The 24,975-nt window shown below is 45.0% G+C and carries 30 protein-coding genes and 1 pseudogene; 30 read left to right on the top strand and 1 reads right to left on the bottom strand.

The genetic code is table 11. The features are described from left to right. Positions 1-151: 151 nt before the first annotated feature. The 14 genes and pseudogenes from NQZ91_04270 (at position 152) to NQZ91_04205 (ending at position 9,011) form a co-directional block, all read left to right on the top strand. The gene (locus tag NQZ91_04270; GenBank protein ID UUM58589.1) at positions 152-316 is read left to right on the top strand and encodes a hypothetical protein; all 165 of its coding nucleotides are present in this window, start codon (positions 152-154) and stop codon (positions 314-316) included. Beyond that, a complete protein-coding gene (locus tag NQZ91_04265; GenBank protein ID UUM58588.1) occupies positions 313-630 on the top strand; it encodes a PadR family transcriptional regulator in 318 nt (105 codons plus the stop codon). Before NQZ91_04270 ends, NQZ91_04265 begins: the two co-directional genes overlap by 4 nt. Position 631: 1 nt before the next feature. After that, a complete protein-coding gene (locus NQZ91_04260; protein ID UUM58587.1) occupies positions 632-1,435 on the top strand; it encodes a hypothetical protein in 804 nt (267 codons plus the stop codon). A gap of 601 nt (positions 1,436-2,036) precedes the next feature. Next, the gene (locus tag NQZ91_04255; protein UUM58586.1) at positions 2,037-2,273 is read left to right on the top strand and encodes a DUF2829 domain-containing protein; all 237 of its coding nucleotides are present in this window, start codon (positions 2,037-2,039) and stop codon (positions 2,271-2,273) included. Beyond that, positions 2,266-2,964, top strand: coding sequence for a 3-oxoacyl-ACP reductase (locus tag NQZ91_04250; GenBank protein ID UUM58585.1), 699 nt, complete (start codon positions 2,266-2,268; stop codon positions 2,962-2,964). Before NQZ91_04255 ends, NQZ91_04250 begins: the two co-directional genes overlap by 8 nt. Beyond that, a complete protein-coding gene (locus tag NQZ91_04245; GenBank protein UUM58584.1) occupies positions 2,961-3,341 on the top strand; it encodes a hypothetical protein in 381 nt (126 codons plus the stop codon). The genes NQZ91_04250 and NQZ91_04245 overlap by 4 nt, the downstream gene beginning before the upstream one ends. Continuing rightward, positions 3,338-3,928 (top strand): annotated as a pseudogene (locus tag NQZ91_04240) (DJ-1/PfpI family protein). Before NQZ91_04245 ends, NQZ91_04240 begins: the two are co-directional and overlap by 4 nt. Before the next feature lie 123 nt (positions 3,929-4,051). Next, positions 4,052-4,597 carry a GNAT family N-acetyltransferase gene (locus NQZ91_04235; protein ID UUM58583.1) on the top strand — a complete coding sequence of 182 codons (546 nt, stop codon included), beginning with the start codon at positions 4,052-4,054 and terminating at the stop codon, positions 4,595-4,597. Further along, positions 4,597-5,037: an ASCH domain-containing protein gene (locus NQZ91_04230; protein ID UUM58819.1), complete on the top strand. Its 441-nt coding sequence runs from the start codon at positions 4,597-4,599 to the stop codon at positions 5,035-5,037. Before NQZ91_04235 ends, NQZ91_04230 begins: the two co-directional genes overlap by 1 nt. A gap of 393 nt (positions 5,038-5,430) precedes the next feature. After that, a complete protein-coding gene (locus tag NQZ91_04225) occupies positions 5,431-5,742 on the top strand; it encodes a hypothetical protein (GenBank protein ID UUM58582.1) in 312 nt (103 codons plus the stop codon). 301 nt (positions 5,743-6,043) lie between these two features. After that, positions 6,044-7,426, top strand: coding sequence for a bifunctional UDP-N-acetylglucosamine diphosphorylase/glucosamine-1-phosphate N-acetyltransferase GlmU (gene glmU / locus NQZ91_04220; GenBank protein ID UUM58581.1), 1,383 nt, complete (start codon positions 6,044-6,046; stop codon positions 7,424-7,426). A gap of 9 nt (positions 7,427-7,435) precedes the next feature. Then, entirely contained in the window at positions 7,436-7,981 is a 546-nt protein-coding gene (locus NQZ91_04215) for an NUDIX hydrolase (GenBank protein ID UUM58580.1), read from the top strand. Between the two features lie 8 nt (positions 7,982-7,989). After that, positions 7,990-8,313 (top strand): cell wall synthase accessory phosphoprotein MacP, encoded by a 324-nt coding sequence (macP, locus tag NQZ91_04210; protein UUM58579.1) that lies wholly within the window; start codon positions 7,990-7,992, stop codon positions 8,311-8,313. Positions 8,314-8,321: 8 nt separating this feature from the next. Continuing rightward, entirely contained in the window at positions 8,322-9,011 is a 690-nt protein-coding gene (locus NQZ91_04205) for a 5'-methylthioadenosine/adenosylhomocysteine nucleosidase (protein UUM58578.1), read from the top strand. 26 nt (positions 9,012-9,037) lie between these two features. Here NQZ91_04205 and NQZ91_04200 read toward each other — a convergent pair whose 3' ends face one another. After that, positions 9,038-9,847, bottom strand: a complete 810-nt coding sequence (locus NQZ91_04200; protein ID UUM58577.1) for a peptidylprolyl isomerase — start codon at positions 9,845-9,847, stop codon at positions 9,038-9,040. 122 nt (positions 9,848-9,969) lie between these two features. Here NQZ91_04200 and NQZ91_04195 point away from each other — a divergent pair, with 122 nt between their 5' ends. The 16 genes from NQZ91_04195 (at position 9,970) to NQZ91_04120 (ending at position 24,888) form a co-directional block, all read left to right on the top strand. Continuing rightward, complete coding sequence (locus NQZ91_04195) at positions 9,970-10,326, top strand: DUF2500 domain-containing protein (GenBank protein ID UUM58576.1); 357 nt, start codon at positions 9,970-9,972, stop codon at positions 10,324-10,326. A 258-nt stretch (positions 10,327-10,584) separates the two neighbouring features. Then, positions 10,585-10,995, top strand: a complete 411-nt coding sequence (locus tag NQZ91_04190) for a VOC family protein (GenBank protein ID UUM58575.1) — start codon at positions 10,585-10,587, stop codon at positions 10,993-10,995. 79 nt (positions 10,996-11,074) lie between these two features. Further along, positions 11,075-11,623: a hypothetical protein gene (locus NQZ91_04185; protein ID UUM58574.1), complete on the top strand. Its 549-nt coding sequence runs from the start codon at positions 11,075-11,077 to the stop codon at positions 11,621-11,623. Between the two features lie 374 nt (positions 11,624-11,997). After that, on the top strand, positions 11,998-12,987 hold the full coding sequence (locus NQZ91_04180; GenBank protein UUM58573.1) for a LacI family DNA-binding transcriptional regulator: 990 nt from the start codon (positions 11,998-12,000) through the stop codon (positions 12,985-12,987). Between the two features lie 157 nt (positions 12,988-13,144). Then, entirely contained in the window at positions 13,145-14,065 is a 921-nt protein-coding gene (locus NQZ91_04175; GenBank protein ID UUM58572.1) for an ABC transporter permease subunit, read from the top strand. 9 nt (positions 14,066-14,074) lie between these two features. Further along, positions 14,075-14,962, top strand: a complete 888-nt coding sequence (locus NQZ91_04170; protein UUM58571.1) for a carbohydrate ABC transporter permease — start codon at positions 14,075-14,077, stop codon at positions 14,960-14,962. A 254-nt stretch (positions 14,963-15,216) separates the two neighbouring features. After that, complete coding sequence (locus NQZ91_04165; protein UUM58570.1) at positions 15,217-16,827, top strand: ABC transporter substrate-binding protein; 1,611 nt, start codon at positions 15,217-15,219, stop codon at positions 16,825-16,827. Between the two features lie 18 nt (positions 16,828-16,845). Further along, positions 16,846-18,207, top strand: a complete 1,362-nt coding sequence (locus NQZ91_04160) for a glycoside hydrolase family 32 protein (GenBank protein ID UUM58569.1) — start codon at positions 16,846-16,848, stop codon at positions 18,205-18,207. Positions 18,208-18,339: 132 nt separating this feature from the next. Beyond that, a complete protein-coding gene (locus NQZ91_04155) occupies positions 18,340-19,368 on the top strand; it encodes a YeiH family protein (GenBank protein UUM58568.1) in 1,029 nt (342 codons plus the stop codon). A gap of 145 nt (positions 19,369-19,513) precedes the next feature. Continuing rightward, positions 19,514-20,392 (top strand): tRNA pseudouridine(55) synthase TruB, encoded by an 879-nt coding sequence (truB, locus tag NQZ91_04150; protein UUM58567.1) that lies wholly within the window; start codon positions 19,514-19,516, stop codon positions 20,390-20,392. 33 nt (positions 20,393-20,425) lie between these two features. Further along, positions 20,426-21,349, top strand: coding sequence for a bifunctional riboflavin kinase/FAD synthetase (locus NQZ91_04145; GenBank protein UUM58566.1), 924 nt, complete (start codon positions 20,426-20,428; stop codon positions 21,347-21,349). After that, entirely contained in the window at positions 21,342-22,073 is a 732-nt protein-coding gene (locus NQZ91_04140; protein UUM58565.1) for a potassium channel family protein, read from the top strand. The genes NQZ91_04145 and NQZ91_04140 overlap by 8 nt, the downstream gene beginning before the upstream one ends. 79 nt (positions 22,074-22,152) lie before the next feature. Beyond that, on the top strand, positions 22,153-22,554 hold the full coding sequence (locus NQZ91_04135) for a Spx/MgsR family RNA polymerase-binding regulatory protein (protein UUM58564.1): 402 nt from the start codon (positions 22,153-22,155) through the stop codon (positions 22,552-22,554). 6 nt (positions 22,555-22,560) lie between these two features. After that, positions 22,561-22,839, top strand: coding sequence for a UPF0223 family protein (locus tag NQZ91_04130; GenBank protein UUM58563.1), 279 nt, complete (start codon positions 22,561-22,563; stop codon positions 22,837-22,839). Next, a complete protein-coding gene (locus NQZ91_04125; protein UUM58562.1) occupies positions 22,829-23,590 on the top strand; it encodes an inositol monophosphatase family protein in 762 nt (253 codons plus the stop codon). Before NQZ91_04130 ends, NQZ91_04125 begins: the two co-directional genes overlap by 11 nt. After that, positions 23,587-24,888 (top strand): RsmF rRNA methyltransferase first C-terminal domain-containing protein, encoded by a 1,302-nt coding sequence (locus NQZ91_04120; GenBank protein ID UUM58561.1) that lies wholly within the window; start codon positions 23,587-23,589, stop codon positions 24,886-24,888. The genes NQZ91_04125 and NQZ91_04120 overlap by 4 nt, the downstream gene beginning before the upstream one ends. Positions 24,889-24,975 lie beyond the last annotated feature (87 nt).

Here is a 24,975-nt window from a genome sequence, read left to right as displayed (position 1 = left end):
GTTTTCGCTATTTTGCTTTACATACTAGCCACCTTGTGTTAGACTATAGATACAAAACTAATAGGTAAAACAAACTAGTGATAGAAGATAAAGAAAATCGCTTTTATTTTTATCAGACTAGTATGTATTACAAACTAGGTAGGGAATCAGTATGAAGTTGGATAAGAAAAGTCGGGAAAATTGGGAAGTGGCAGGCATCACGCTTGTGACGGCTATTATAACTGGCTGGACTTTGGGTTCTATTTTGATCTTAGGTATCCTGTTAGCATCAGGCCTACTGTTTGGATTTTTTACAGATGATGAGGAGGCCTTATGAAAGAAACCCAAATGCTCAAGGGGGTCCTGGATGGCTGTGTTTTACAAATTATCAGCCAGAAGGAGATTTATGGTTATGAATTGGTTCAGGAGTTGAGAAATCAGGGCTTTGAAAACATGGTCGGAGGGACGGTTTATCCACTCCTTCAGAAGTTAGAAAAAAATGACCTGATTCTTAGTCAGAATAAGCCCTCGCCAGACGGACCCGACAGGAAGTATTTTTATTTGACAGACCAGGGAAAGGCTTATCTAGAAGATTTTTGGAGCCAGTGGACGGAATTGGTCCAAAAGGTTCAGCGATTGAAAGGAGAATAAGATGAGCAAACAAATGGAATACCGTAAGCAGATTGAAGTGATTGAAAGCCAGCTGACCAAGGAAAACAAGGAATACATGGGGCGTATCAATGGCTACATGATGATTGCCTCTGTCTTTCACAGGCAGGAAGAAGCAGTGACTGCCCAGCTCTTATCCATTTACCAAGATGTTCTTGAAGCCCAAATAGACGGGCTTTCTGCGGAGGATTATCTGGGCAAAGACAGCAAGCAAATGGCGGATGATTTGTTGAACTATTTGCCTCCGATCGGAGTCAAGGAAGTTGGACGCCTGGCAGGGCTTGTCTGGCTAGTCTATGTCGGCAGTCGATTTCTCATGGAATTTGCAGGATCAGGCACAGTCCAATTTAATTGGTTAGCACTGGTGTGTGATAGTTTGCTGGCCTTTCTACTGCCGGCTGGCATCATGCTCTTGTTACGGAATTTGATTTACCAAACTTCTAAACTGAAAATTTGGGCGACCTATATTGGTTTTCCACTGGTCTATGTAGCAATTTTGGCCGGTCGTTTCATCCTATTGCCGGATGGTACAGACATCTCTTTGACTGGTTGGACAAGCCTGATTCCAGTCATCCTCATCGGTCTCGCTCTGCTATGTTACCGTAAGGAAAAGCTGGTCAGCCATGTCTTTCTGCCGACCTATGGACTCATGCTTGCTGGTGGAATTCTCAATCTGGTTATGATGGTGCCAACTTGGTTAAATCTGGTCTTGGTCATTCTGCCAGCGGTGGTTTTCTGGATTGGCTCTATGGTCTTGCTGGTGAGAAAACCGAAAGTGGTCAAGTAATTTTTTGGTATAATGAGATGAACTATGAAATAATTAACTAAGATGTTCGGAGGATGAGGTGATATATTCCAGAGGAGAAAGACTAGAAGTCAAACGACATGTTGGTTAAAAACATTTGACAATTGAATGAGGGGATGCTATACTTAAGCTAATGATAAGTAAGTTCCATTGGAACACAAAAAGCCCCTGACAGATTCCACAATGTCAGGGGTTTTCTTTTGGCTCTTAGCTAGTTCTAGCTAGCGCCCTAGGGTTATTTGTTGCGTGAGTTGAGCCAATACTCAAACAATGCTGTTAGGATAGATTCCAGCAAAGGTGCAACAAACACGATGATAAATAAGTCCATTAGACCACTTCACCCCCTCTCTATCCCAAAGGGGCAAGGAGAGATACCAGAAATCTGTCCAGCCTATCAGAGGCTCAAAAAGTCTTTGGATATATTCTATTTTCCTGATAAACCAACAAGATTGTATTTTCAACGGTTGGATAGATACAAATCACTGTAACTTCACATAAAGGTGAACAAATTACAAAATTAACTCAATACAAGGTGCTAGAAACCTTATTAAATCAACGTTTATAGACAACAAAGGAGAAAACCATGACATTTGAAGAAATTTTACCAGGCTTGAAGGCCAAGAAAAAGTACGTCCGCACAGGTTGGGGTGGGGCGGAGAACTACGTCCAGCTCTTTGACACCATCGAGGTCAACGGCCAAAAGCTAGAAGCGACGCCCTATTTCCTCATCAACGTGACTGGCGAGGGCGAAGGCTACTCCATGTGGAGCCCGACCCCTTGCGATGTCCTTGCGACCGACTGGGTGGAAGTCCATGACTAAGACGGCCCTCATCACCGGCGTTTCCAGCGGCATTGGTTTAGCACAGGCGAAGATTTTTTTGGAAAATGGCTGGCGTGTCTACGGGATTGATCAGGCCAGCAAGCCTGATTTGGTAGGCGATTTCCACTTTCTACAGTTAGACCTGACAGGCGATTTATCGCCTGTATTTGACTGGTGTCAGGAAGTCGACTTGCTCCTTCACACAGCTGGCGCTTTGGATGATTACAAGCCACACTTGCAAGTCACCGATGAAGCATTAGAGCAACTCTTCGCCGTCAACTTTTTCTCTGTGACTAGACTGACCCGCCCCTATTTGGAAAAAATGGTGGCTAGAAAATCGGGGACCATCATTACCATGTGTTCCATTGCCTCTAGTCTGGCTGGTGGCGGGGGTTCTGCCTATACAGCCTCCAAGCACGCTCTAGCAGGCTTCACCAAGCAATTAGCCTTGGATTACGCCAAGGACCATATCCAAGTGTTTGGCATTGCACCGGGCGCGGTTCAGACAGGTATGACGGCTGCCGATTTTGAGCCTGGTGGCCTAGCGGACTGGGTGGCAGACCAGACCCCTATCGGACGCTGGACCCAGCCCAGCGAAATCGCAGAGCTGACCTTCATGCTGGCTACTGGTAAACTGGCTTCCATGCAAGGCCAGATCATCACCATCGACGGTGGTTGGAGTTTGAAATGATGAAAAATGTTTTACTAGGCTTGGTCAAGACCCTGCTTGTTCCCATAGTGTTATTGCTAGTTACCAAATTTTGGTGGGGCTTGCCCAGCGCCTTGGTTTATTTGTTGATTTTGAATGCCTATCTGATGTCATTCTATCTGTTTGAAGTGCCAAAGCAGCAGTTGAAAAAGAAGTTGGCATTTATCCGATCGGCGCTCTGGTGTCAGTTGATTTTCTTGGCTTTCTTCCTCACCATTGGTCTGCCTAATCGACATGGTCAGACCAGTGAGAGTTTTTGGCAAATGGCGCATCCAGTCAAATTTCTAATCGTCGGCTTGGCAGTAGCCAGCGTCATATGTCTGTTCTTATGGAAGAAAAAGGAAGAGGGTCAGTCATGAAATGTGTCGCCTTGGTATTTGAATATTTTGAAACCTTGGATTTATTTGGTCCGGTGGAATTGTTGGCTGGTATTCCAGCTATTGACTTTTCCTATCAGTCTCTAGCTGGTGGGCTAGTCCGCAATCGTCAGGAAGTGGAATTGGTGACTCAGCCTCTTGATTTGACTAGTCCTATTGACGTTTTGCTCCTACCGGGTGGTCGGGGAACCCGTACCTTGGTTGAAAATGAAGCCTTCTTGACCAGTTTAGGACAACTGGCTTAGCAGGCATCATGTGTTTTGTCTGTTTGCACTGGCAGCGTCCTCTTAGCAAAAGTGGGTCTGCTTGATGCTAAGGAGGCGACCAGCAATAAACTTGCTTTTGACTGGGTGACCAGTCAAGGTCCAGCGGTCAACTGGAAGAGACAGGCACGCTGGGTTCGTGAAGGGAAGTATTACACTTCTTCAGGTGTCTCCGCGGGCATGGATATGGCGCTCAGTTTTGTGCGGGACCAATTTGGTCAGGAACTGGCTGAGCAGATTGCCCGACAGGCAGAATATCATTGGCAGGATGACCCAGACAGGGATGATTTTGCTCCTGCCGGGTAATTTAGAAACAAGCAGCTTGGCCGTTGAACTCAGTCTTGAGAAGTAGAGAATTGTTTGGGATGAACTGGTTGCTGCGTAGAGGGCAGATTATCAACAGTTAGAGTTTTTAAATAGGAGAATTTTATGATAGAAACACCACGTTTATTGCTCCGTCCTTGGACGGTGGATGATGCGGAGAACCTCTTTGCTCTGGCCTCGCATCCTGAAATCGGACCGCGTGCAGGGTGGCCAGCCCACCAATCCTTAGAAGAAAGTCGGAACGTTATCGAGACGGTCTTTACCCAACCAGAAACCTATGCTCTTGTAGATAAGATTACTGGAAAGCCTGTCGGTGCTATTGGCTTAATGATTGGAGGTGCTAGTAAACTGACGACTTCGGATAAGGAAGCGGAGCTAGGCTACTGGCTAGGACGTGATTATTGGGGACAAGGTTTGGTTCCAGAGGCAATCCGAAAACTGCTCTACCATGCCTTTGAAACCCTAAAATTAGAAACTGTCTGGTGTGGCTATTTTGAGGGCAATGAGCAATCCAGGCGTGCCCAGGTCAAGTGTGGTTTTACCTATCATCACAAGCTGGAGAATGTTGAGTGTTCGCTGATTGGTGAGGTTCGGACGGAGCATGTGACCCGTCTGACCAGAGCTAGTTGGCTAGAAAGTAAGGAGAAATGATGATTCCAACACAATTATGGCAAGAATATTTGACCGTCAATCCGCAGGCGGGCCCTGAGCCAGAGGCTTGGGCTTTTGGTGCAGTACCAGATGAATTAGCAGACCTAGTGGCGCGTGGAATCAAGACGGCAACCAGCTCTGCTTACCCACTTTACGAACTAGAAGGGGAAGAAATTCCACAGACTGGTGGTTACGACATCATTCTGGATAGCCAAGGTAATTCCGTTTGCATTATCGAAACGACCAAGGTCTATATTGCCCCTTTTTCGCAAGTGACGGAAGAACATGCTTTTAAAGAAGGCGAGGGTAATCGTAGTCTGTCCTATTGGCGTCAGGTTCATGAGGAACTCTTCACCATTTGGCTGGAAGAGGGAGGTCTGACCTTCTCTGAAGATATGCTGGTGGTCTGCGAAGAATTTGAATTAGTCTATCCAAAATAGAGAATATTTCCGAGTTTGTAGACAAAGTCTCTTTTCGGACTTTCCTGAGGTGATGTCGGACGGTAGTAAACTTTCTAGTTTCTGGGTTTACTCCTCAAACAGTCTCCCAGACTGTTTGAGCTTCCTTCGGAATTCCATACCTAGTCATTGAGCCTAAGGTCTCAATGACTCCGAACGCCAGAAACGACAACGTTTCTAGCGTTTTCATCACAGCAGAAAGTCCCGACTTAGGGCTCACTCCGCTCGCAAAATAAACTTAATTTTTATTTTTTCATAGCAGAGCTACTCAGTTTATATATCCAGAGTTTAGTTTGTCTACGTTCTGTATTTCCTTGTATTTTTTTGTTGATTTGATATAATAAATATAAATAAAAGATTCACAAGGAGGTCTTTATGGACAAAGAAAAAGTGCTTGGTTTGTTGGACCAGTTGAAACCCATACTGGCTGGTAAGGCAGAGTCAATCGGTGCTGAAACGGCAAAACAGCTGACTGCAACCCTTGACCAGACTCGGGCTGAAGTAGTGCAGGGCGAGGGGATAGCTCTGGGAATAAGTTTGCAGGGCTTGGTTCAAGCTGTTTCCGATGCTAGTCTATCGGGAACAGAACTGCGTTTCACAGACGAGGAAAAACCTGTCTGGGAAGAACTAAAAAGCTTGACAGATAAGGAACGGACAGATATTTTTCGAGGTGTCCACTTGTTTTAATTGTTGGCCAGGAGGATGACCAGATGAAGCGACTATTTGATGATGATAGTTATATTTTTGTCCGTCTTTGGTATGTTTTTCGGACTGCTCGATTTACCAGATAATTGGTTCACTATGTTACTAGCAGTTTTTAGTGCCACTTTGTTATCCGAACTGGCCTATAGAAAATGGCTCCATAAATTCAAAGAGGTTTCGACCTCTTTTTCTTTATTCAATGCAGACTTGATTTTTGCTCTGCCATTTTCCAAAACAATCAAAATTTGCTATAATGGTAGCAGTATCAATGAAAAGAGAGTAAATCATGAGCAACAACTATGCAATCATCCTAGCAGCGGGCAAGGGAACCCGTATGAAGTCAGACCTGCCAAAAGTTCTCCATAAGGTGGCAGGCATCACCATGTTGGAGCATGTCAAGCGAGCTGTGGATGCTGTCAATCCTGCCAAGACCGTGACGATTGTGGGTCACAAGGCAGAATTGGTCCAAGCGGTCCTTGAAGGTCAGTCCGAGTTTGCCCTGCAATCAGAGCAGTTGGGAACAGGCCATGCAGTCATGATGGCGGAGCCAGCTCTAGCAGGTCTTGAGGGCCAGACTTTGGTTATCGCAGGTGACACACCTTTGATTACGGGTGAGAGCTTGAAAAATCTGATTAGCTTCCACATCAGTCATAAGAACGTGGCGACGATTTTGACAGCTCAGGCGGACAATCCTTTTGGCTACGGTCGCATTATCCGTAACGCTGACGGCGAAGTTCTGAAAATCGTTGAGCAAAAGGATGCCAGCGATTTCGAACAACAGGTCAAGGAAATCAATACAGGTACCTATCTCTTTGACAACAAGCGTCTCTTCGAGGCTCTCAAGGATATCAACACGGACAATGCCCAAGGGGAATACTATTTGACCGATGTTATTTCTATTTTCCGTCAGGCTGGTGAGAAGGTCGGGGCCTATATCCTCCGTGATTTTGATGAGAGTTTGGGGGTCAATGACCGTATTGCTCTTGCGACGGCGGAAGCTGTTATGCGCAAGCGGATCAATGAAAAACACATGATCAACGGCGTAACCTTTATCAATCCAGATGCGACTTACATTGACATTGACGTAGAAATCGGTACGGAGGCAGTCATCGAGGCCAATGTTGTCCTCAAGGGCGCAACGACCATCGGTGAGCGGACAGTTTTGACCAACGGCACCCGAGTTCGTGATTCCAAGATTGCAGCGGATGTGGTTATTACAAACTCCGATATTGAAGAATCTGTCATTGAAACAGGCGTGACAGTGGGGCCATTCGCCCATATCCGTCCTCAGTCCATTCTGGGTAAAGATGCCCACGTCGGCAACTTTGTTGAAGTTAAAGCTACGACAATCGGTGAACAGTCCAAGATTGGTCATCTGACTTATCTCGGTAATGCAACCATCGGAAAAGATGTCAACGTCGGTGCTGGTACGATTACAGCCAATTACGACGGGCAACACAAGTACCAGACAGTGATTGGTGATGGTGTATTTGTCGGCTCAAACTCAACCATCATTGCACCGGTAACTGTTGGCGATAATGCTCTCCTAGCAGCAGGTTCAACCATTACCAAAGATGTTCCGACGGATTCGATTGGAATCGGTCGCGGTCGCCAGGAAAATAAGGAAGGCTCTGCCAAACGTTTTCCTTTCCACCCTAGTCAAAAGTAGGAGTTTTTCATGAACTTTGAAGAAAAAACTATTGAGCGGACAGAGATTTTTAAGGGCAAAATTTTTGACGTCGTTGTCGATGATGTTGCCCTGCCAAATGGCGGAATCAGCAAGCGTGAGCTGGTTTTCCACAAGGGAGCAGTCTGTGTGCTGGCTCTGACAGCGGAAGGTAAGATTATCCTGGTCAAGCAGTATCGCAAGGCCATTGAACGCGCTATTTATGAAATCCCCGCTGGCAAGTTGGAACTGGGTGAAGAATGTACACAAGAAGATGCAGCCCTGCGGGAATTGGAAGAGGAAACCGGCTATCGGACAGACAAGCTGACCCTCTTGGCAGACTTCTATTCTGCTATTGGTTTTTGTAACGAGCGCATCTATCTTTATCTGGCTGAAAATCTGGTCAAGGTAGAAAATCCCCGTCCCATGGACGAGGACGAGGTCATCGAGCTCTATGAAGTGACCTTAGATCAGGCCCTGGACTTGGTGGCAAGTGGTGACATTTGCGACGCCAAGACCATCATGGCCATTCAATATGCACAACTAATGAGAAAGTAGGTCTAAACATGGGCAAGCCCCTGTTGACAGATGAAATACTAAAACGATTTAAGAAGGGTCAGAAACTGGAAGATACCAGTCAGTTTGGCCATTACAATCCGGATAAGGAAGTCTATTTGGAACCAGATGATTTTCAGGACTATCTGGACGAGGAAGGATACGAGGGCTATGTAGAAGGGCATACCATCCGCATCCCTGTCCAACCCTCGGTTGTTAAAAGCCGACGGATTGAGACCAATAAGCGCGAAGCCTTTCGCAGCAAGGTCAATACAATCTTGTTTTGGGTAGTGATTCTTGTTCTTCTGTTTATCGTAGCGGTTATTTTTTGGTAGGAGAGATTATGAAATTTGGAATTATCGCAGCCATGCCCCAGGAACTCAAGGTTTTGGTGGACTATTTGCAGGAGCCAGTCGAGACAGAAGTGCTTGGCAGAACCTATTATCAAGGCAAACTTGGCCAGCATGAGGTAGTTTTGGTCCAGTCAGGCATCGGTAAGGTCATGTCAGCCATGTCGGTGGCCATTTTGGTGGACCGCTTTGCGGTTGATGCCATTGTCAATACAGGATCGGCTGGTGCAGTGGCAGAGGGCATTTCAATCGGTGATGTGGTAGTGGCTGACAAGTTAGCCTACCATGACGTGGATTTGACAGCCTTCGGCTATGCTTATGGGCAAATGTCAGGGCAGGAACTGTATTTCCCGGCTGACCAGGCCTTGCTTGAGAAGGTGACAGCCGTTTTGGCAGAGCAGGAAATCGACAGCCATGTGGGTCTGATCGCAACAGGAGACAGTTTTATTGCAGGTGCTGATAAGATTGCGGCCATCAAAGGACATTTTCCAGAGGTCCTTGCTGTTGAAATGGAAGGAGCCGCCATTGCCCAGGCAGCAGTCAATCTGAGCAAGCCTTTCTTGGTCATTCGTGCCATGAGCGACACGGCTCAAGGCGATGCTAATATTACCTTTGATGAATTTATCATCCAGGCAGGCGAACGTTCTGCCAAGACATTGATTGCCTTTTTGGAGAAAGATTAAAACCCAGTCGTCGACTGGGTTTTGGTCTATTCTGTCGGGAAGGTGTAGTCTTTCAGGATTTCGATGCTTTCGATTTTCACATCTGTTTTGGGTTTGTCGTTTTCGCCGGTTTCTACAGCGGCGATTTTATCCACAACGTCCATGCCTTCGGTAACTTGACCAAAGACGGTGTGCTTGGTATCCAGGTTTGGATTGCCCCCGTTTTTGTAGGCTTGTAGGATTTTTTCAGGATAGCCTGCGCCAGCCAATTGACCGGACATATCGGTTGTGTTTTGGTTGATGAAGAACTGACTGCCGTTTGTCCCCGCACCAGCATTGGCCATGGAAAGAGAGCCACGGATATTGTAGAGGAAGGCAGAAATTTCATCCTTGAAACCATAGCCGGCATCCTTGGTCGTCCCCTTGCCAGCCCAAATGGACTCGCCACCGGTACCATTGCCCAGGGGATCTCCGCCTTGAATCATAAAGTCCTTGATAACCCTGTGGAAAATCGTACCATCGTAGTAGCCTTCTTTGGCGTGGGTCAGGAAGTTTTCCACCGTCATAGGGGCCAATTCAGGGAAGAGCTTGATGGTGATGTCTCCCTCGGTTGTTTTTATCTTGACCAGGGCCTCATTGTCAGCAACCTCTGGAATCAACTGTGGAAAAACGGCGTCAGGATTGTTGACAGCGTAGGCCAGGTCTTTTTTGAATTTGCTGGTTGCTGTCGAGTCAGAAGTTGTTTGCAGGGTAGAGCTTGAATTAGCCTCTTCAGTGCTGCTTGGTGTCGTTGTTGAGTTGGCGCAAGCTGTCAGTAGGAGGCTGCTAGCAAGGCCTAGAAAAAGTAGTTTTTTCATTTGTATCATCACTTTCATTTCAAAATTATGCTTCATTTTATCATGATTTTAGTCAATATTCAATTTCCTGGCCATTCAAATTATGATATACTATTCTTATAAATGTAAAAGGAGTATCTACTATGTTTGACAATCTTTTAGGTCCAGGTGGAAGTGTGGATGTAATTATGCTATTCATTTATGCAGTTGCCACCATTATTTTGGGGATTGTTGTCTATCAAATCGTCCGAAATTTTTTGGAATGGCATCGCAATAACCAGTCTCCGGTGGAAATTCGGCAGGCCAAGCTAGTGTCCAAGCGCACTCATATCTTTGGCAATGAAATGGCTAGGACCAATTACTATGTGACCTTTGAATGGCAGAAGGAGCGCAGGGAGTTTCGTGTCAAGCCTGAGGAATATGCCCTGCTTGCTGAAGGTGACCAGGGAGAATTGACCTTCCAAGGCAACCGCTTGCTCCAGTTTAAAAGACAAGATTAGACCAAGGTCCTGCAGTCATCTTCTGGCTAGCAGGAATTTTATTTGATTAAAAATAACTAAATATCTACAAATGATTTTTAGTTAATCTTTGAATAAATATCGATAAAAAGTTGATTATTTCAATATTTATGAATTAACTTTAATTATCTGAAATTCGTTTATTTTTGAAATTCTCTACAAAAATTGTATAATAAGAATTGCCGTTTTGCATAATGAAGAAGTTGCAGGATGCTTATTTATCAATGTGAGGATGTCAAAATGATACAAGCGCTAGAAATCAATCTAGTAACGAATGGAAATGGGGTGGAAGCGGTCCAGTTTTACCAAGATGCCCTGCAGGCTGAGGTCTGTAATCTGAAGAAATGGGCAGACTTTGTCCATCCTTGTCCCAAGGAGCACGAACATTTGCTCTTGAGCGCTGAATTAGTGGTCGGAGAGCATCGACTGATGATTTCGGATGAAAATCCTGCCTTTGAATACCGACAGGGCTACAATTTTTCGGCCTCTATTGTGGTGGATACGGCGGATAATGCTAGACGTATTTACGAGAAATTGAGCCGGGATGTACGGAAGATTATTGCTGAATACCAGGAAACACCTTGGGCTCCTGCCTATGCCAACCTTGAGGACCAATTTGGTATCTGCTGGCAGATTATGGTTGGTGCCTAACAGTCTGCAGTTCTTCTTGTCCTATGCCCATAAATAGGCTATAATTGAGTAGAAGTTTAAGTTTGGTGAGGAAGAGAACATGTCATTTGAGAAACGCATTGAGGAAATGTATAAAGACCATGAGGTCAAGCCTTATATTTCTCATGAACGCGATTTGGGTCAATGGTTGCTAGAACCCAAGCCGGTTCCCAAGCGCAATATGGTCCGTCTGGAAGAGGGAATTTTGCCGGGCGATATTATCTTGCTCTGGCGCATTAGTCTAGGTTCTTTTGAAACGACGACGCCCTATTCCAAGTATTTTGAGTACAGCTATGGGATTGACGGTCCTGCCCATATGGAACAACTGATTGCGGATGGCTATGCCCGCGTCGAAACAGCATTTGAGTCGCTGGATCACATTACTTCAACGGCCAAGAAAAATATTCTCAAGGCGGAAGGTGTGACAGGTTTGTCGAAAATGAAGGCGTCAGAAGTTAATCAAGCCCTCAAAGACCATTTGACGGAGGAACAATTGGCACCTTACTTCAAGGTTCGTGGCTACGCCTTGACCGAAAAAGGCCAGGCAGCACTGGACAATCACCCAGAAGTCATTGCCAAGCACCCGATGAAGAAGATGTATAAATCGTAAGGAATGGACTACTCTATTTAAAACAAAAGGCTATAAACATTTCACGGACTTAGGGGGAAATAACAATGAGCAAACTATTTAAAAATAAGAATTTCTATTTAGTATTATCTCTTCTAGTTTTGGTTGCTTTGTATTTTAGCAATCTTGATTCAAGATGGTTCTTTCTAGCTTATTTTGTTTATCTTATTCCTTATTGTTTGTTGGATTTATTTGATTATTTGAAAAGAAAGAAAAAGAAATAATTAGATTTTGTTAAACTCAATGGACTGGCTCAGCTGGTCTATTTTGTTTTTTCTTGACAGAAAACGCTATCAATGATATCCTAGTATCAAATATTGAAACGTTTCAAAAAATGTTTTGGAAAGGAGCCGTTTGTGGAAGAGCAAAAATCAATCACCATGAAAGACGTTGCGCGGGTTGCTGGTGTAAGTGTTGGGACAGTTTCAAGAGTTATTAACAATGAGCCAGGCGTTAAGGAAGCTACTCTTGAAAAAGTCAATGCAGCCATTAAGGAATTGAATTACATTCCAGATGTTTACGCCCGTGGCATGAAGAAGAACAAGACCGAAACCATCGCCTTGATTATTCCGACTGTTTGGCATCCTTTTTTTGGAGAGTTTGCCTATCATGTCGAAGTGGAGCTGAGTAAGAAAAATTACAAGTTGCTCCTTTGCAATATTTCTGGTCCAAAAAGGGAACTGGATTATCTGACTATGCTGCAACAAAATAAAGTGGACGGCATTATCGCCATCACCTATAGCCCGATTGACGATTATCTATCGTCCAATATCCCCTTTGTCAGTATCGATCGCACCTATGAAAACAAGGCCATTGCCTGTGTCAGCTCGGACAACCAAGCTGGTGCAGAACTAGCAGCGAACACCTTGATTGAAAAAGGTGGTAGCCATTTTGCCTTTATTGGTGGGCACAATAAAACCATCAACGAAACCAAAAAACGCAGAATTTATTTTGAAAAACGAATCACAGAAGCTGGCTATCCCTGCTATGTTCTCGATTTGGAAGAACCCTATAATGATTTTGTTGGAGAAGTAGAGAAATTTTTGATTGCCAACCCGCAAATTGATGCCATTTTCACCATCAATGATTTTACGGCCCTAGACACACTTGCTGTTTTGGAAAAACTGGGACGACGGGTTCCAGAAGATGTGCAGGTGATTGGCTATGACGGTATTCAGTTGGCAAGTGAACGTTCTTTAGAACTTTCTACCATTCGTCAGCCATTGGAGGACATGGCCCAAGAAGCAGTTGCCTGTTTAGTCGACATTATTGAGAAAAGGGAGCGCCCTCTCCAAGTTACATTACCAATTTCTTACCTAGAAGGAAAAACGACAAAAGATTTTTAAAAAAGTAGTTGACAGAAAACGGTTACAATGTTAGAATAAAATCATCAATAAACAGTTGGTTTTATTTTTACAAGAAAAATGAAACGTTTCAAAAAATAGAGGAGTTCATCCTCTTTCTAAAACAGAAAATTTTGAAACGTTTCAAAAAGGAGTTCTTATGAAAACATCAAAACTGCAACAAGCTAGTCTATTAGATAGAATCAAGCAGCAGAAGCTCTTGTTACTGATGTTACTACCTGGATTAGTCTTGACTTTCATCTTCCGTTACATCCCTATGTACGGGGTCTTGATTGCCTTTAAAGACTATAACCCTTTAAAAGGTGTTCTAGGTAGTGAGTGGATTGGGTTTGAAGAGTTTACTAAGTTTCTCTCTTCTCCGAACTTTGGTACCTTGCTTGCCAACACCTTGAAATTGAGTGTCTACGGCCTGCTCCTAGGATTTCTTCCGCCCATTATTTTGGCCATCATGCTCAACCAACTATTGAGCGATAAGGCTAAAAAACGGATTCAGTTGGTGCTCTACGCTCCAAACTTTATCTCAGTCGTGGTCATCGTCGGTATGATTTTCCTATTCTTCTCAGTAGGAGGACCGGTCAATTCAATCCTAGGTATGTTTGGGTTAGAAGCCAACTTCCTAACGAATCCTGATTACTTCAGACCTCTCTATATTCTCAGTGGTATCTGGCAGGGAATGGGCTGGGCATCAACGCTTTACACAGCTACCTTGGTCAATGTTGATCCAGCCTTGATTGAAGCGGCTAAGCTAGACGGTGCCAATATCTTCCAACGAATCTGGCACATTGACTTGCCTGCATTGAAACCAGTTATGGTCATTCAGTTTATCTTAGCAGCAGGGGGCATCATGAACGTTGGTTACGAAAAAGCCTTTCTGATGCAGACTTCCCTCAACTTGACCAGTTCTGAAATCATCTCAACCTATGTCTATAAAATCGGTTTGGTGTCAGGTGACTACTCTTATTCAACAGCGGTTGGCTTATTTAACGCACTTATCAATATTATTCTCCTGATTGCAGTGAACAAATTCGTTCAACGAATCAATGATGGACAAGGCTTATAGGAGGTTCGTATGAATACACAAATGTACACAAAATTTGACAAGCGAATGATGGTTGTCAATAAAATCTTGCTGGCATTTCTTGTTCTCATAACAGTTGTGCCCATGGTCTATATCCTAGTCGCTTCCTTTATGGATCCGCAGGCCTTGGTCAGCAAGGGAATTAGCTTTGATCCAAAGGACTGGACAGTAGAAGGTTACCAACGGGTATTTTCAGACAAGTCTATCCTACGTGGATTCTTCAACTCCCTCTTTTATTCCTTCTCCTTTGCCTTTGTGACTGTAGCCATTTCGGTCATGACTGCTTATCCTCTTTCAAAAAAGGATTTGGTTGGAAAAAAATGGATCAATGCCTTTCTAGTTTTCACCATGTTCTTCGGCGGTGGGCTTGTTCCGACCTATCTCTTAGTCAAAGATTTGGGAATGTTGAACACCGTCTGGGCTATTATTATTCCTGGTGCAGTCAATGTTTGGAATATCATCTTGGCACGGACCTATTTCCAAGGCTTGCCAGATGAGTTGGTAGAAGCAGCCGTAATGGACGGTGCCAATGAATTTCAGATTTTCTGGAAAATCATGATTCCGCTGGCAAAACCGATTATGTTTGTACTTTTCCTCTATGCCTTTGTCGGTCAATGGAATTCTTACTTTGATGCTATGATTTACATCAAGGATCCAGACTTGGAGCCACTCCAACTAGTACTTCGTAAAATCCTCATTCAAAGCGAGCCTGCTAAGGACATGATTGGAGCCCAGGCTGCCATGAATGAAATGAAACGAATCGCAGAAATGATTAAGTATGCGACCATTGTCATCTCAAGTTTGCCACTCATTGTCATGTATCCATTCTTCCAGAAATACTTTGATAAGGGTATCATGGCTGGTTCATTAAAAGGTTAATAAATATCTTTCATTTTCTCTTTTCTTACGTCGACGAAAGAGGAAACTTCGTTTCCTTATCTCCAGCTTCAAATAATCATGTATTATTTGAACTCGCTATGCCGTACTTCAGTACAGAATTCAGCTTTTTGATAGGAACGTAGTTCCCTCTATTCCCCACCTCTAAAGGTTCACAAAACCTTCAGAGCTAGTAATAAAAGGAAACTGAAAGATATTCTAAAAAATCAATTTACAAATATAGGAGGTTGTTTCTGATGAAACACAAATTTGGAAAAACAGTTATTACGCTTCTTGCAAGTACCGTCTTGTTGGCTGCTTGTGGCTCAAAAAATACGGCATCAAGCCCTGACTATGAATTGAAAGATGTTCAATTCCCGCTTGAAAAATCCGTTACGCTTAAGTTTATGACAGCTAGCTCCCCCCTAGCTCCAGCTGATCCAAATGACAAGTTGATTTTCCAACGTTTAGAGGAAGAAACTGGCGTTCATATTGAATGGACCAACTACCAGTCTGACTTTGGTGAAAAGCGGAACTTGGACATTGCTTCAGGTGATTTGCCAGATGCCATCCATAATGACGGGGCTTCAGATGTGGAATTGATGAACTGGGCTAAACAAGGTGTTATCGTACCAGTTGAAGACTTGATTGATAAGCATATGCCAAACCTCAAGAAAATTTTGGACGAAAATCCAGAATACCGCTCTATGATCACAGCACCAGACGGTCATATCTACTCATTCCCATGGATTGAAGAGTTAGGTGAAGGCAAGGAGTCTATCCATACTGTCAGCGACATTGCTTGGATTAACAAAGAATGGTTGAACAAACTCGGTCTTGACATGCCAAAAACAACAGATGACTTGATTAAGGTTCTTGAAGCCTTCAAGACCAAGGACCCTAACGGTAACGGCAAGGCGGATGAAATCCCAATGTCCTTTGTCAACGGTAACGGCGGCGAAGACTTCAAGATTCTCTTTGGTGCCTTTGGTGTCGGTGATAACGATGACCATATCGTCGTAAACAATGACGGTACCGTTGACTTTACAGCAGACAACGAAGACTACAAAGAAGGTGTTGAGTTCATGCGTACCCTTCAAGAAAAAGGCCTCATTGACCCAGAAGCCTTTGAGCAAGACTGGAATACCTATCTTGCTAAAGGTAGTGAAAACCTCTATGGTGTGTACTTCACATGGGACAAGGCCAATATCACTGGTATGAATGAGACCTATGACATCTTGCCAGTATTGGCAGGACCAGATGGTACCAAGCACATCACACGTACCAACGGCATGGGCTTCCAGCGTGACCGTATGGTTATCACCTCAGCTAACAAAAACTTGGAGTTGACGGCTAAATGGATTGACGCTCAATATGCTCCGCTCCAATCTGTTCAAAACAACTGGGGTACCTATGGTGATGAAACCCAACAAAACATCTTTGAACTTGATACAGCAACCAACAGTCTTAAGCACTTACCATTGAATGGTACAGCTCCAGGCGAATTGCGTCAGAAGACAGAAGTTGGTGGACCGCTTGCTATTCTTGATGAATACTATGGTACTGTAACAACCATGCCAGACGATGCTAAATGGCGTTTGGACTTGATGCACGCTACTTATCTTGACTATGTGACCAACGATGATATCTACCCTCGTGTCTTCATGGAACAAGAAGATTTGGATAAGATTGCCCAAGTTGAAGCAGACATGAACGACTTCATCTACCGCAAACGTGCAGAATGGATTGTTAACGGCGGTGTCGAAGAAGAGTGGGATAGCTATTTGAAAGAGTTGGAAAGCTATGGTCTTTCTGACTGGTTAGCTATCAAGCAAAAATACTACGATCAATACAAAGCAAATCAGTAATTTAAAAGGAGGCTGCCTGTGAAAACAGTTGATAAAGCCAATCAATTTATTCAGACAGAAAAAGGAAATGTCAATCCGATTTTCAAACCGCAAGCCCATTTAACACCAGAAACAGGCTGGATAAACGACCCCAATGGATTTATCTACTTCCGTGGAGAATACCATTTGTTCTACCAATTCAACCCTTACGAGAGTGTTTGGGGACCGATGCACTGGGGGCATGCAAAAAGTAAGGACTTGGTCAACTGGGAACAACTTCCAGTTGCCCTAGCTCCGGATAAAGCTTACGATAAAGACGGCTGTTTCTCGGGCTCTGCCATTGTCAAAGATGATGTCCTCTGGCTCATGTATACTGGTCATATCAACAATGAAGATGGGACAGTTAGCCAAGTTCAGAACATGGCCTTCTCAACTGACGGTATTCACTTTGAAAAAATCGAGCAGAATCCAGTCGCAACAGCAGATGGACTGCCAGAAGAAGTGATCGCAAATGATTTCCGCGATCCGAAGATTTTTGAGAAAGATGGTCACTATTACTCTGTTGTCGCAACCAAGCATAAGGACAATGTCGGCTGTATCGTCTTGCTCAGCTCTCCCAACCTGACGGATTGGAAATTTGAGTCTATCTTCTTGAAAGGTGAGGCTAACCAAGGATTTGTCTGGGAATGTCCTGACTACTTTGAAGTGGACGGTCAAGAGTACCTGATTATCTCTCCCATGCGTTACCAAAAAGATGAGAATGACTTTATCAATATCAACTCCAACATCTTTGTGACAGGTCATGTGGACTGGGATAAGAAGGTCTTTGTGGCAGATTCCTTTAAGGAAATTGACCACGGACATGACTTCTACGCAGCTCAGACTACCCAAGGTCCAGAAGGCGAACGTGTCATGGTAGCCTGGATGCACACTTGGGGTCGCAAGTTGGTGACCAATGACCTGGGTCATAAGTGGTACGGTCAGATGACCCTTCCACGTATTCTCAAGAAGACTGAAAACGGCTTGCACCAAGTTCTGCCAACAAGTGTCTTGGAAGCTTTCAAGGATATTGAAATCGGTCAAGTTATTCAAGGTCCAAGCAAGCTTTCTCTTAAACTGGAAGATAGTTTTGAACTAAAACTAGGAAGCGACCAAGATTACCTGCAATTTGGTTACGATAAGGAAAACCAAGAAGTCTATATTGACCGTAGTCATCTCAAGATCCAGCAGGCTGGGGAAGAAGAGTGGCCAACGGTTCGCCGAGCAGTTACTGTCCAAGCGACAGACTTGCTGGTCTTGGTTGACACCAACTGTGTGGAAATCCTTGTCAATGACGGGCAGGAAAGCCTGACATCGACTTTCTATATTGAGGGTGACTACCAAGTCACCGCTCTAGATTAACTGCCCCCTAAAATTCAAGACCTGCTTGTGCGGGTCTTTTCTAATGGGCCTGAGGTGTTTATCATCCCTCCCAGGCATTTTTTACAGAAAAAGAGTATAATGTTTGAAAAGTTTCCTTTGGGGGAGGTTAGGATGGAATTTAGGAAAAAAGCAGCTAGTATCGGTGTTTGTGCCATTATTGCCTTGGCCAGTCAGTGGCTGGGAAGTCAATTTCCGCTGGTTGGTGGAGCAGTCTTTGCCTTGATAATAGGACTGGTCTTAGCATTTTTTATCAAGGATAGCTATGTTTTGGATGCTGGATTGGCCTTTACATCTAAAAAAATATTGCAATATGCGGTTATTCTACTAGGGTTTGGTCTCAATCTGGGTGTCATCTGGGAGACTGGCAAGCAGTCCGTGCCTATTATCCTTGCGACGATTTCAACAGCCCTGCTAGTGGCCTATCTTGGGCACAAGTATTTTGCGATTGAAGCGCCGATTGCAATCCTAGTCGGAGTTGGTTCTTCGATTTGTGGGGGTTCTGCCATTGCAGCAACAGCGCCTGTTATCAAGGCCAAGGATGAAGAGGTTGCCCAAGCCATCTCGGTGATTTTTTTCTTTAATCTCTTGGCAGCACTGCTATTTCCCAGTTTAGGACAAATCCTGGGATTTTCCACCCAATCGGGTCAAGAATTTGGCTTGTTTGTAGGAACTGCCATCAATGATACCTCCTCTGTCACAGCGGCAGCAAGCACCTGGGATAATCTTTACCAGCTGGGAAGTCAGACCCTAGATACAGGTGTAACAGTCAAATTGACACGAACTCTGGCCATCATACCGATTACTCTTGTTCTGGCCATTCTGCAAGCCCAAAAAGCTCGGTCCAGCCAGTCAGATTTCTCGCTCAAAACGGTCTTTCCGACCTTTATCCTCTTTTTCCTTGGGGCCAGTCTTTTTACGACGATTTGGACTGGTCTGGGCTATTCTCAAGCAATTTTTGCGCCCGTCAAGGATTTGTCTAAGTTCTTCATCACCATGGCCATGGCAGCGATTGGACTTAAGACAGACCTGCTTCATCTGCTCAGGACAGGTGGAAGAGCCATTCTGCTGGGGGCTAGCTGCTGGATTAGCATTACCTGTATCTCCCTCCTCTTGCAGTATCTGCTAGGGATGATTGGCTAGTCAGGAATTTAAGAACCTGTATTTACAGTTCAACACCTTTAACTAAGGAAATTTTCTAAATGACATTTACTTGTAAATACAGCTTCTTAGAAAGTAAGCGAGGACTTGCTCACAAGAGCGGTCCTTTTATGGTATAATTAAATCTATGATTTCAGGAATTATCAATTTGAAAAAAGAGGCTGGCATGACCAGTCATGATGCGGTTTTCAAGCTCCGCAAGATCCTACAGGAAAAGAAAATTGGCCATGGCGGGACCCTGGACCCAGATGTGACAGGTGTTCTGCCCATTGCGGTCGGCAAGGCTACTCGCATGATTGAGTTCATGCAGGAGGAGGGCAAGGTCTACGAGGGCGAGATTACCATTGGCTACTCGACTACGACAGAAGATGCGTCCGGGGAAACTTTGGAGACGACGCCTGTTTTGGAAATAGCAGAGCAGGCAGTGGATGAGGCTATGGCTAGCTTTGTCGGTCGGATTACCCAGATTCCGCCTATGTACTCAGCTGTCAAGGTCAATGGCCGTAAGCTCTATGAATATGCACGAGCAGGAGAGCAGGTAGAGCGTCCCCAACGCCAGGTGGACATTTACAGCTTTGAACGCACTAGCCCTATTCAGCTGTCAGACGGCTGTGCCAGATTTACGTTCCGTGTCAAATGCGGCAAGGGAACCTATGTTCGGACCCTGTCTGTGGACCTGGGTGCTAAGCTAGGTTATGCCAGCCACATGTCCAAATTGGAGCGGACTGGTTCAGCAGGCATGTGCCTGGATGACGCACTGACCTTGGAGGAAATAGCGGCCTTGGTTGCTAGAGATGATTTCTCCTTCCTTCGTCCCATTGAGCAAGGCATTGGTGACCTGCCGATTGTGACCTTGAATGAAGAGCAGGTGGTAGATGCTGGCTTTGGCCGTTTTCTACAATTGGATGCCAGTGCAGACCGAGTAGCTGGCTTATATGAGGACAAGTTGATTGCTGTTTTTGAAAAACGAGACGACCTCTACAAACCAAGCAAGGTTTTTGCCTAGATTTCGTCCAAAAATATGATAAAATAAACTGTTATGGAAATTATAGAGATAAATGATTACAGGGATTTGAACCAGCAGGAGCCTACGGTGCTGGTTTTGGGTTATTTTGATGGGATTCACCTGGGCCACCAGGCACTCTTGCAGCGGGCCAGAAAAATAGCGGATCAAGAGGGGTTGACCGTGACGGTTTTGACCTTTCCTGAGTCACCCAAGCTGGCTTTTGCCCGCTTCTCGCCGGACTTACTCCTTCATTTGACCAGCCCGGAGCAACGCTACCAGCTCTTGGCAGACCATGGTGTAGACCGGCTATTTTTGACGCCCTTTACCAGTGAATTTGCCAGCAATCAGCCGGAGCAATTTGTAGAACGCTACATCAAGGGGCTCAAGGCTCAGGTCTTGGTGGCAGGTTTCGACTATCATTTTGGCAATTGCAGAGCAGATGTTACGGCTTTGGCAGAACTGTTTGATGGTCGGGTTGAGGTTGTGGAGGCAGTGACCATGGGCGGTGAAAAAATTTCTTCCACCCGCATTCGCCAAGCTATTAAAGAAGGGAATGTCACCCTGGCTAATCAATTGTTGGGTCACACCTTTACGACTCAAGGCTTGGTTGTTCACGGGGATGCTAGGGGTCGAACTATTGGCTATCCTACCGCTAATCTGGCTCCTTACGATAGAGTTCATCTGCCGTCGGACGGTGTTTATGTAGCAGATGTAGAGGTCGGTGGCCGACGTTACCGAGCCATGACCAGCGTAGGGAAAAATGTCACCTTTGATGGGACTGAACTGCGGATTGAGGCCCATATTTTTGACTTTGAAGACTTTATCTACGGAGAAAGCATGACTATTTTCTGGTTGGAAAAAATCCGTGACATGATTAAGTTTGATGGCATTGAGGCTCTGATGGAGCAGATGAAGAGTGATGAAGCCTATTCACTCAACTGGGGGCAGCATGATTAAAAAATGGGTCCAACACCCTATTTATGAAAAGGTCATGACCTATCTGGCCCTGGCCTACGTTCTTTTGATTGTCTTGGAACTACTGGATACCAGCCTTGTGTATAATTCTGGCTTTCAGACCTTGGATTGGTGCCTCTGGTTCATTTTTGTAGTGGACTATTTCGTTCAGCTTTATTATGCAGAAGATAATCTGCAATACATACAGGACCATATCTTAGAATTGATTGCCATTATTCCCTTCGATTCGGTCTTTCGTTTCCTGCAGATTGGTCGGCTGGCGCGGCTTTTTCGCCTGGTCAAGGTTGCCCGCATTTTTGCCCTGTCCAATCGTTTCTGGGACACGCTCAATAAGCTCCTCCACACCAATAGCCTGTCCAAGGTTCTGATGCTCAATGTATCAGCTGTCCTAGTGGCCAGTGGGGTCCTGTCTATCATCGAGAAGAAGTCCTTCTTTGATGCCCTCTGGTGGTCTATTGTGACCATGACAACGGTTGGTTACGGGGATATTGTTCCTACGGATACTATTTCAAAAATTATGGCCATCCTCCTGATGTTGATTGGCATCTGCACCTTCGGTATGGTGACCTCGACCATTACCCGCTTTTTTACCGACAATGAGCGCGAGACCAAGATGGATATTCTCCTTGCCAAAATCGAGGAACAAGGTTTGAAGATTCAGGAGTTGGAGAAAAAAATCGACATTTTGATTAAGAAAGAGGAATAAATCCAGGAATAGCCTTGAAAACGTTCTAAAGTTGCGATATAATATAAGTGATTAGGAATGTAGAAGGGAGCTGAAACAGATGATTACCTTGTTTTTATCGCCAAGCTGTACTAGTTGTCGCAAGGCGCGTACATGGTTGACCAATCATGAAGTCCCTTTTATTGAGCACAATATTATGACCAGTCCGCTGACTGCTGTCGAGCTTAAGCAAATTTTAGCCTTGACAGAAAATGGAACGGATGACCTCATTTCGACACGTTCTAAGGTTTTTCAAAAGTTGAATGTGGATGTCGATGACCTGTCCATTGGTCAATTGATTGAATTGATAGAAACCTATCCGAGTCTCTTGCGTCGTCCCATTATCTTGGATGAAAAGCGGATGCAGATTGGGTTTAACGAAGATGAAATCCGTGCCTTCCTTCCTAGAAAATACCGTAAACAAGAATTAAAAAATGCTACATTGCGAGCAGAAATAGGATAAATTGATATGAACAAAAATTATTCATATCCACTTGATTTTTCGTGGAGCACAGAGGAGATTTCCTCCGTGCTTTCTTTTTTGAATCAGGTGGAGCTGGCCTATGAAAAGGGAGCTGATGCAGGACAGGTTTTGACAGCCTACCGTGCCTTCAAGGAAGTGGTTCCCAGTAAGGCCCAAGAAAAGCAAATTGACCGTGATTTTGAGGATGTTTCTGGCTACTCTAGCTACCGTGTAGTCAAGGCTGCCCAAGAAAGGCAGAAGGGGGTGGTCAGACTTGGACGCTAAATATCAGTTTGCCCTGACGATTGTCAAGGAAGCCGGGGACTTTCTCCTGGAACATCTGGACGACCAGTTGGAAATCACTGCAAAGACTAATCCCCAGGACTTGGTAACCCATGTGGATATGGCTATCCAGGAGCGTCTCAGTCAGGCTATTTTATCGCATTATTCTGACGACCATATCTTGGGTGAAGAAGGTGGCGATGTTTCCAGCATTGATACTGGTCATGTCTGGGTCATCGACCCAATTGACGGGACCACGAATTTTATCGCGCAGAAGGCGGATTTTGCCATTATGCTGGCTTATTTTGAAGAAGGAAAAGGGATTTTTGCGGTCATTTACGACCTCATGAATGATGAGATTTTGCATGGTGGTGCTAACTACCCTGTCAAGCTCAATGACCAACTCTTGCCTGCTCCCCAGAAGAAGGATTTTGCCTACAGTTTGCTGGGGCTCAATGCCAAGATTTATGCAGAAAATGCCTATGGTTTGCGGGATTTGGCCCAGCAAACCCTGGGGACGCGATCGGTAGGAAGTGCTGGAATCGGCTTTTTACAGGTTTTGAAGGGTCGTCTTCTGGCCTACGCTTCCTATATTTACCCCTGGGATTATGCGGCAGCAGCCATACTTGGTCAGGCCCTTGGGTTCAGTCTCCTGAGTTTGGAAAATGACCAGCCACTTTACCAGGGACGGGAGTATGTTCTCTTGGTGGCCGACGCCAATGTTGAAGAAGTAAAAAGGTATCTAACATCATGAATTTACCACAAGATTTTATTGATAAATATAGTGAATTGCTTGGACCAGAAGCCCAAGCATTTTTTGAGAGTTTTGACCAGCCAGCTGTTTCAGGTTTTCGGACCAATCCGCTTAAAGAGACCCAGATGGAATTTGCGGATGCCATTCCGGACATGCCCTGGTCTTACTATGGCAAAGTTTCAGGAAAATCCCCTGAGCACGTGACAGGTCTGGTCTATTCCCAGGAACCGGCCGCTCAGATTGTCGGTCAAGTAGCTGCGCCTGCAAAAGGGATGAAAGTCCTGGACTTGGCGGCAGCCCCAGGAGGCAAGTCGACCCACCTGCTTTCCTATTTGGATAATACTGGCCTCTTGGTCAGTAACGAAATATCGGCCAAGCGTTCCAAGATTTTAGCTGAAAATATTGAACGGTTTGCTGCCAGAAATGTTATCGTGACCAATGAATCAGCCGACCGTTTGGCAAAGGTTTTCCCTTCCTATTTCGATATGATTGTTCTGGATGCCCCCTGCTCAGGTGAGGGCATGTTCCGCAAGGATCCGGATGCCATTCAGTACTGGTCTGCGGACTACCCGGCCCAATGTGCGGCTCTACAGAGAGAAATCTTGGAGTCTGCAATAGAGATGCTGGCTCCCCAGGGACAACTGATTTATTCAACCTGCACCTGGTCGCCTGAGGAAAACGAAGAAATTGTAGCCTGGTTAGTAGAAGAATTTCATCTAGAGTTGGTGGATATTCCTAAAATAAATGGAATGGTGGAGGGCATTGGCTGTCCTGAGACGGCTCGTATGTATCCGCACCATTTCAAGGGGGAAGGGCAATTTGTGGCCAAGTTCCGCTATGTCGGTCAGGGAAGAAGCAAGAAAGTCAAGTCTGGCAAGTCCAATCTCAACCGGGAACAAAGCCAGCTCTGGAAGGAGTTTGCGGAACAGCAGTTGCGGGTTCAGTTGGACGGTCTCCTGCAGGTCTTTGGCGACAATCTCTATCTCTTGCCTGCCGGTCTGCCAGACTTATCCAAGGTTAAGATTGCCCGAAATGGTCTTCATCTGGGCGTTTTCAAGAAGAAACGTTTCGAGCCAAGTTTTGCCCTTGGTCTTGCCCTGCATAGCCATGAGGTGAAAAAACGAGTGGACATTGGCTTGGATGATTTCACCGCCTATGTGGCTGGTCAGCCTCTTGAAGTGTCCAAGGATTTGCCTAATGGTTGGTATCAGGTAGCGGTTGCTGGCAATGGTCTGGGATTTGCAAAAATTGTCAATGGGACCTTGAAAAACAGCTTTCCCAAAGGCCTTCGTTTTTAAGAGATGCAAGCAGATTATTTTTGCAACTTGTACGGTTATATGTTATAGTGGAATGGTGGAAAAATCTTGTAAATTCTATGTAAAAAA

The sequence above is a fragment of the Streptococcus suis genome (genome assembly GCA_024583055.1).
In the GTDB taxonomy this organism is placed as follows: Bacteria; Bacillota; Bacilli; order Lactobacillales; family Streptococcaceae; genus Streptococcus; species Streptococcus suis_V.
This window is presented reverse-complemented; position numbering and strand designations above follow the sequence as displayed.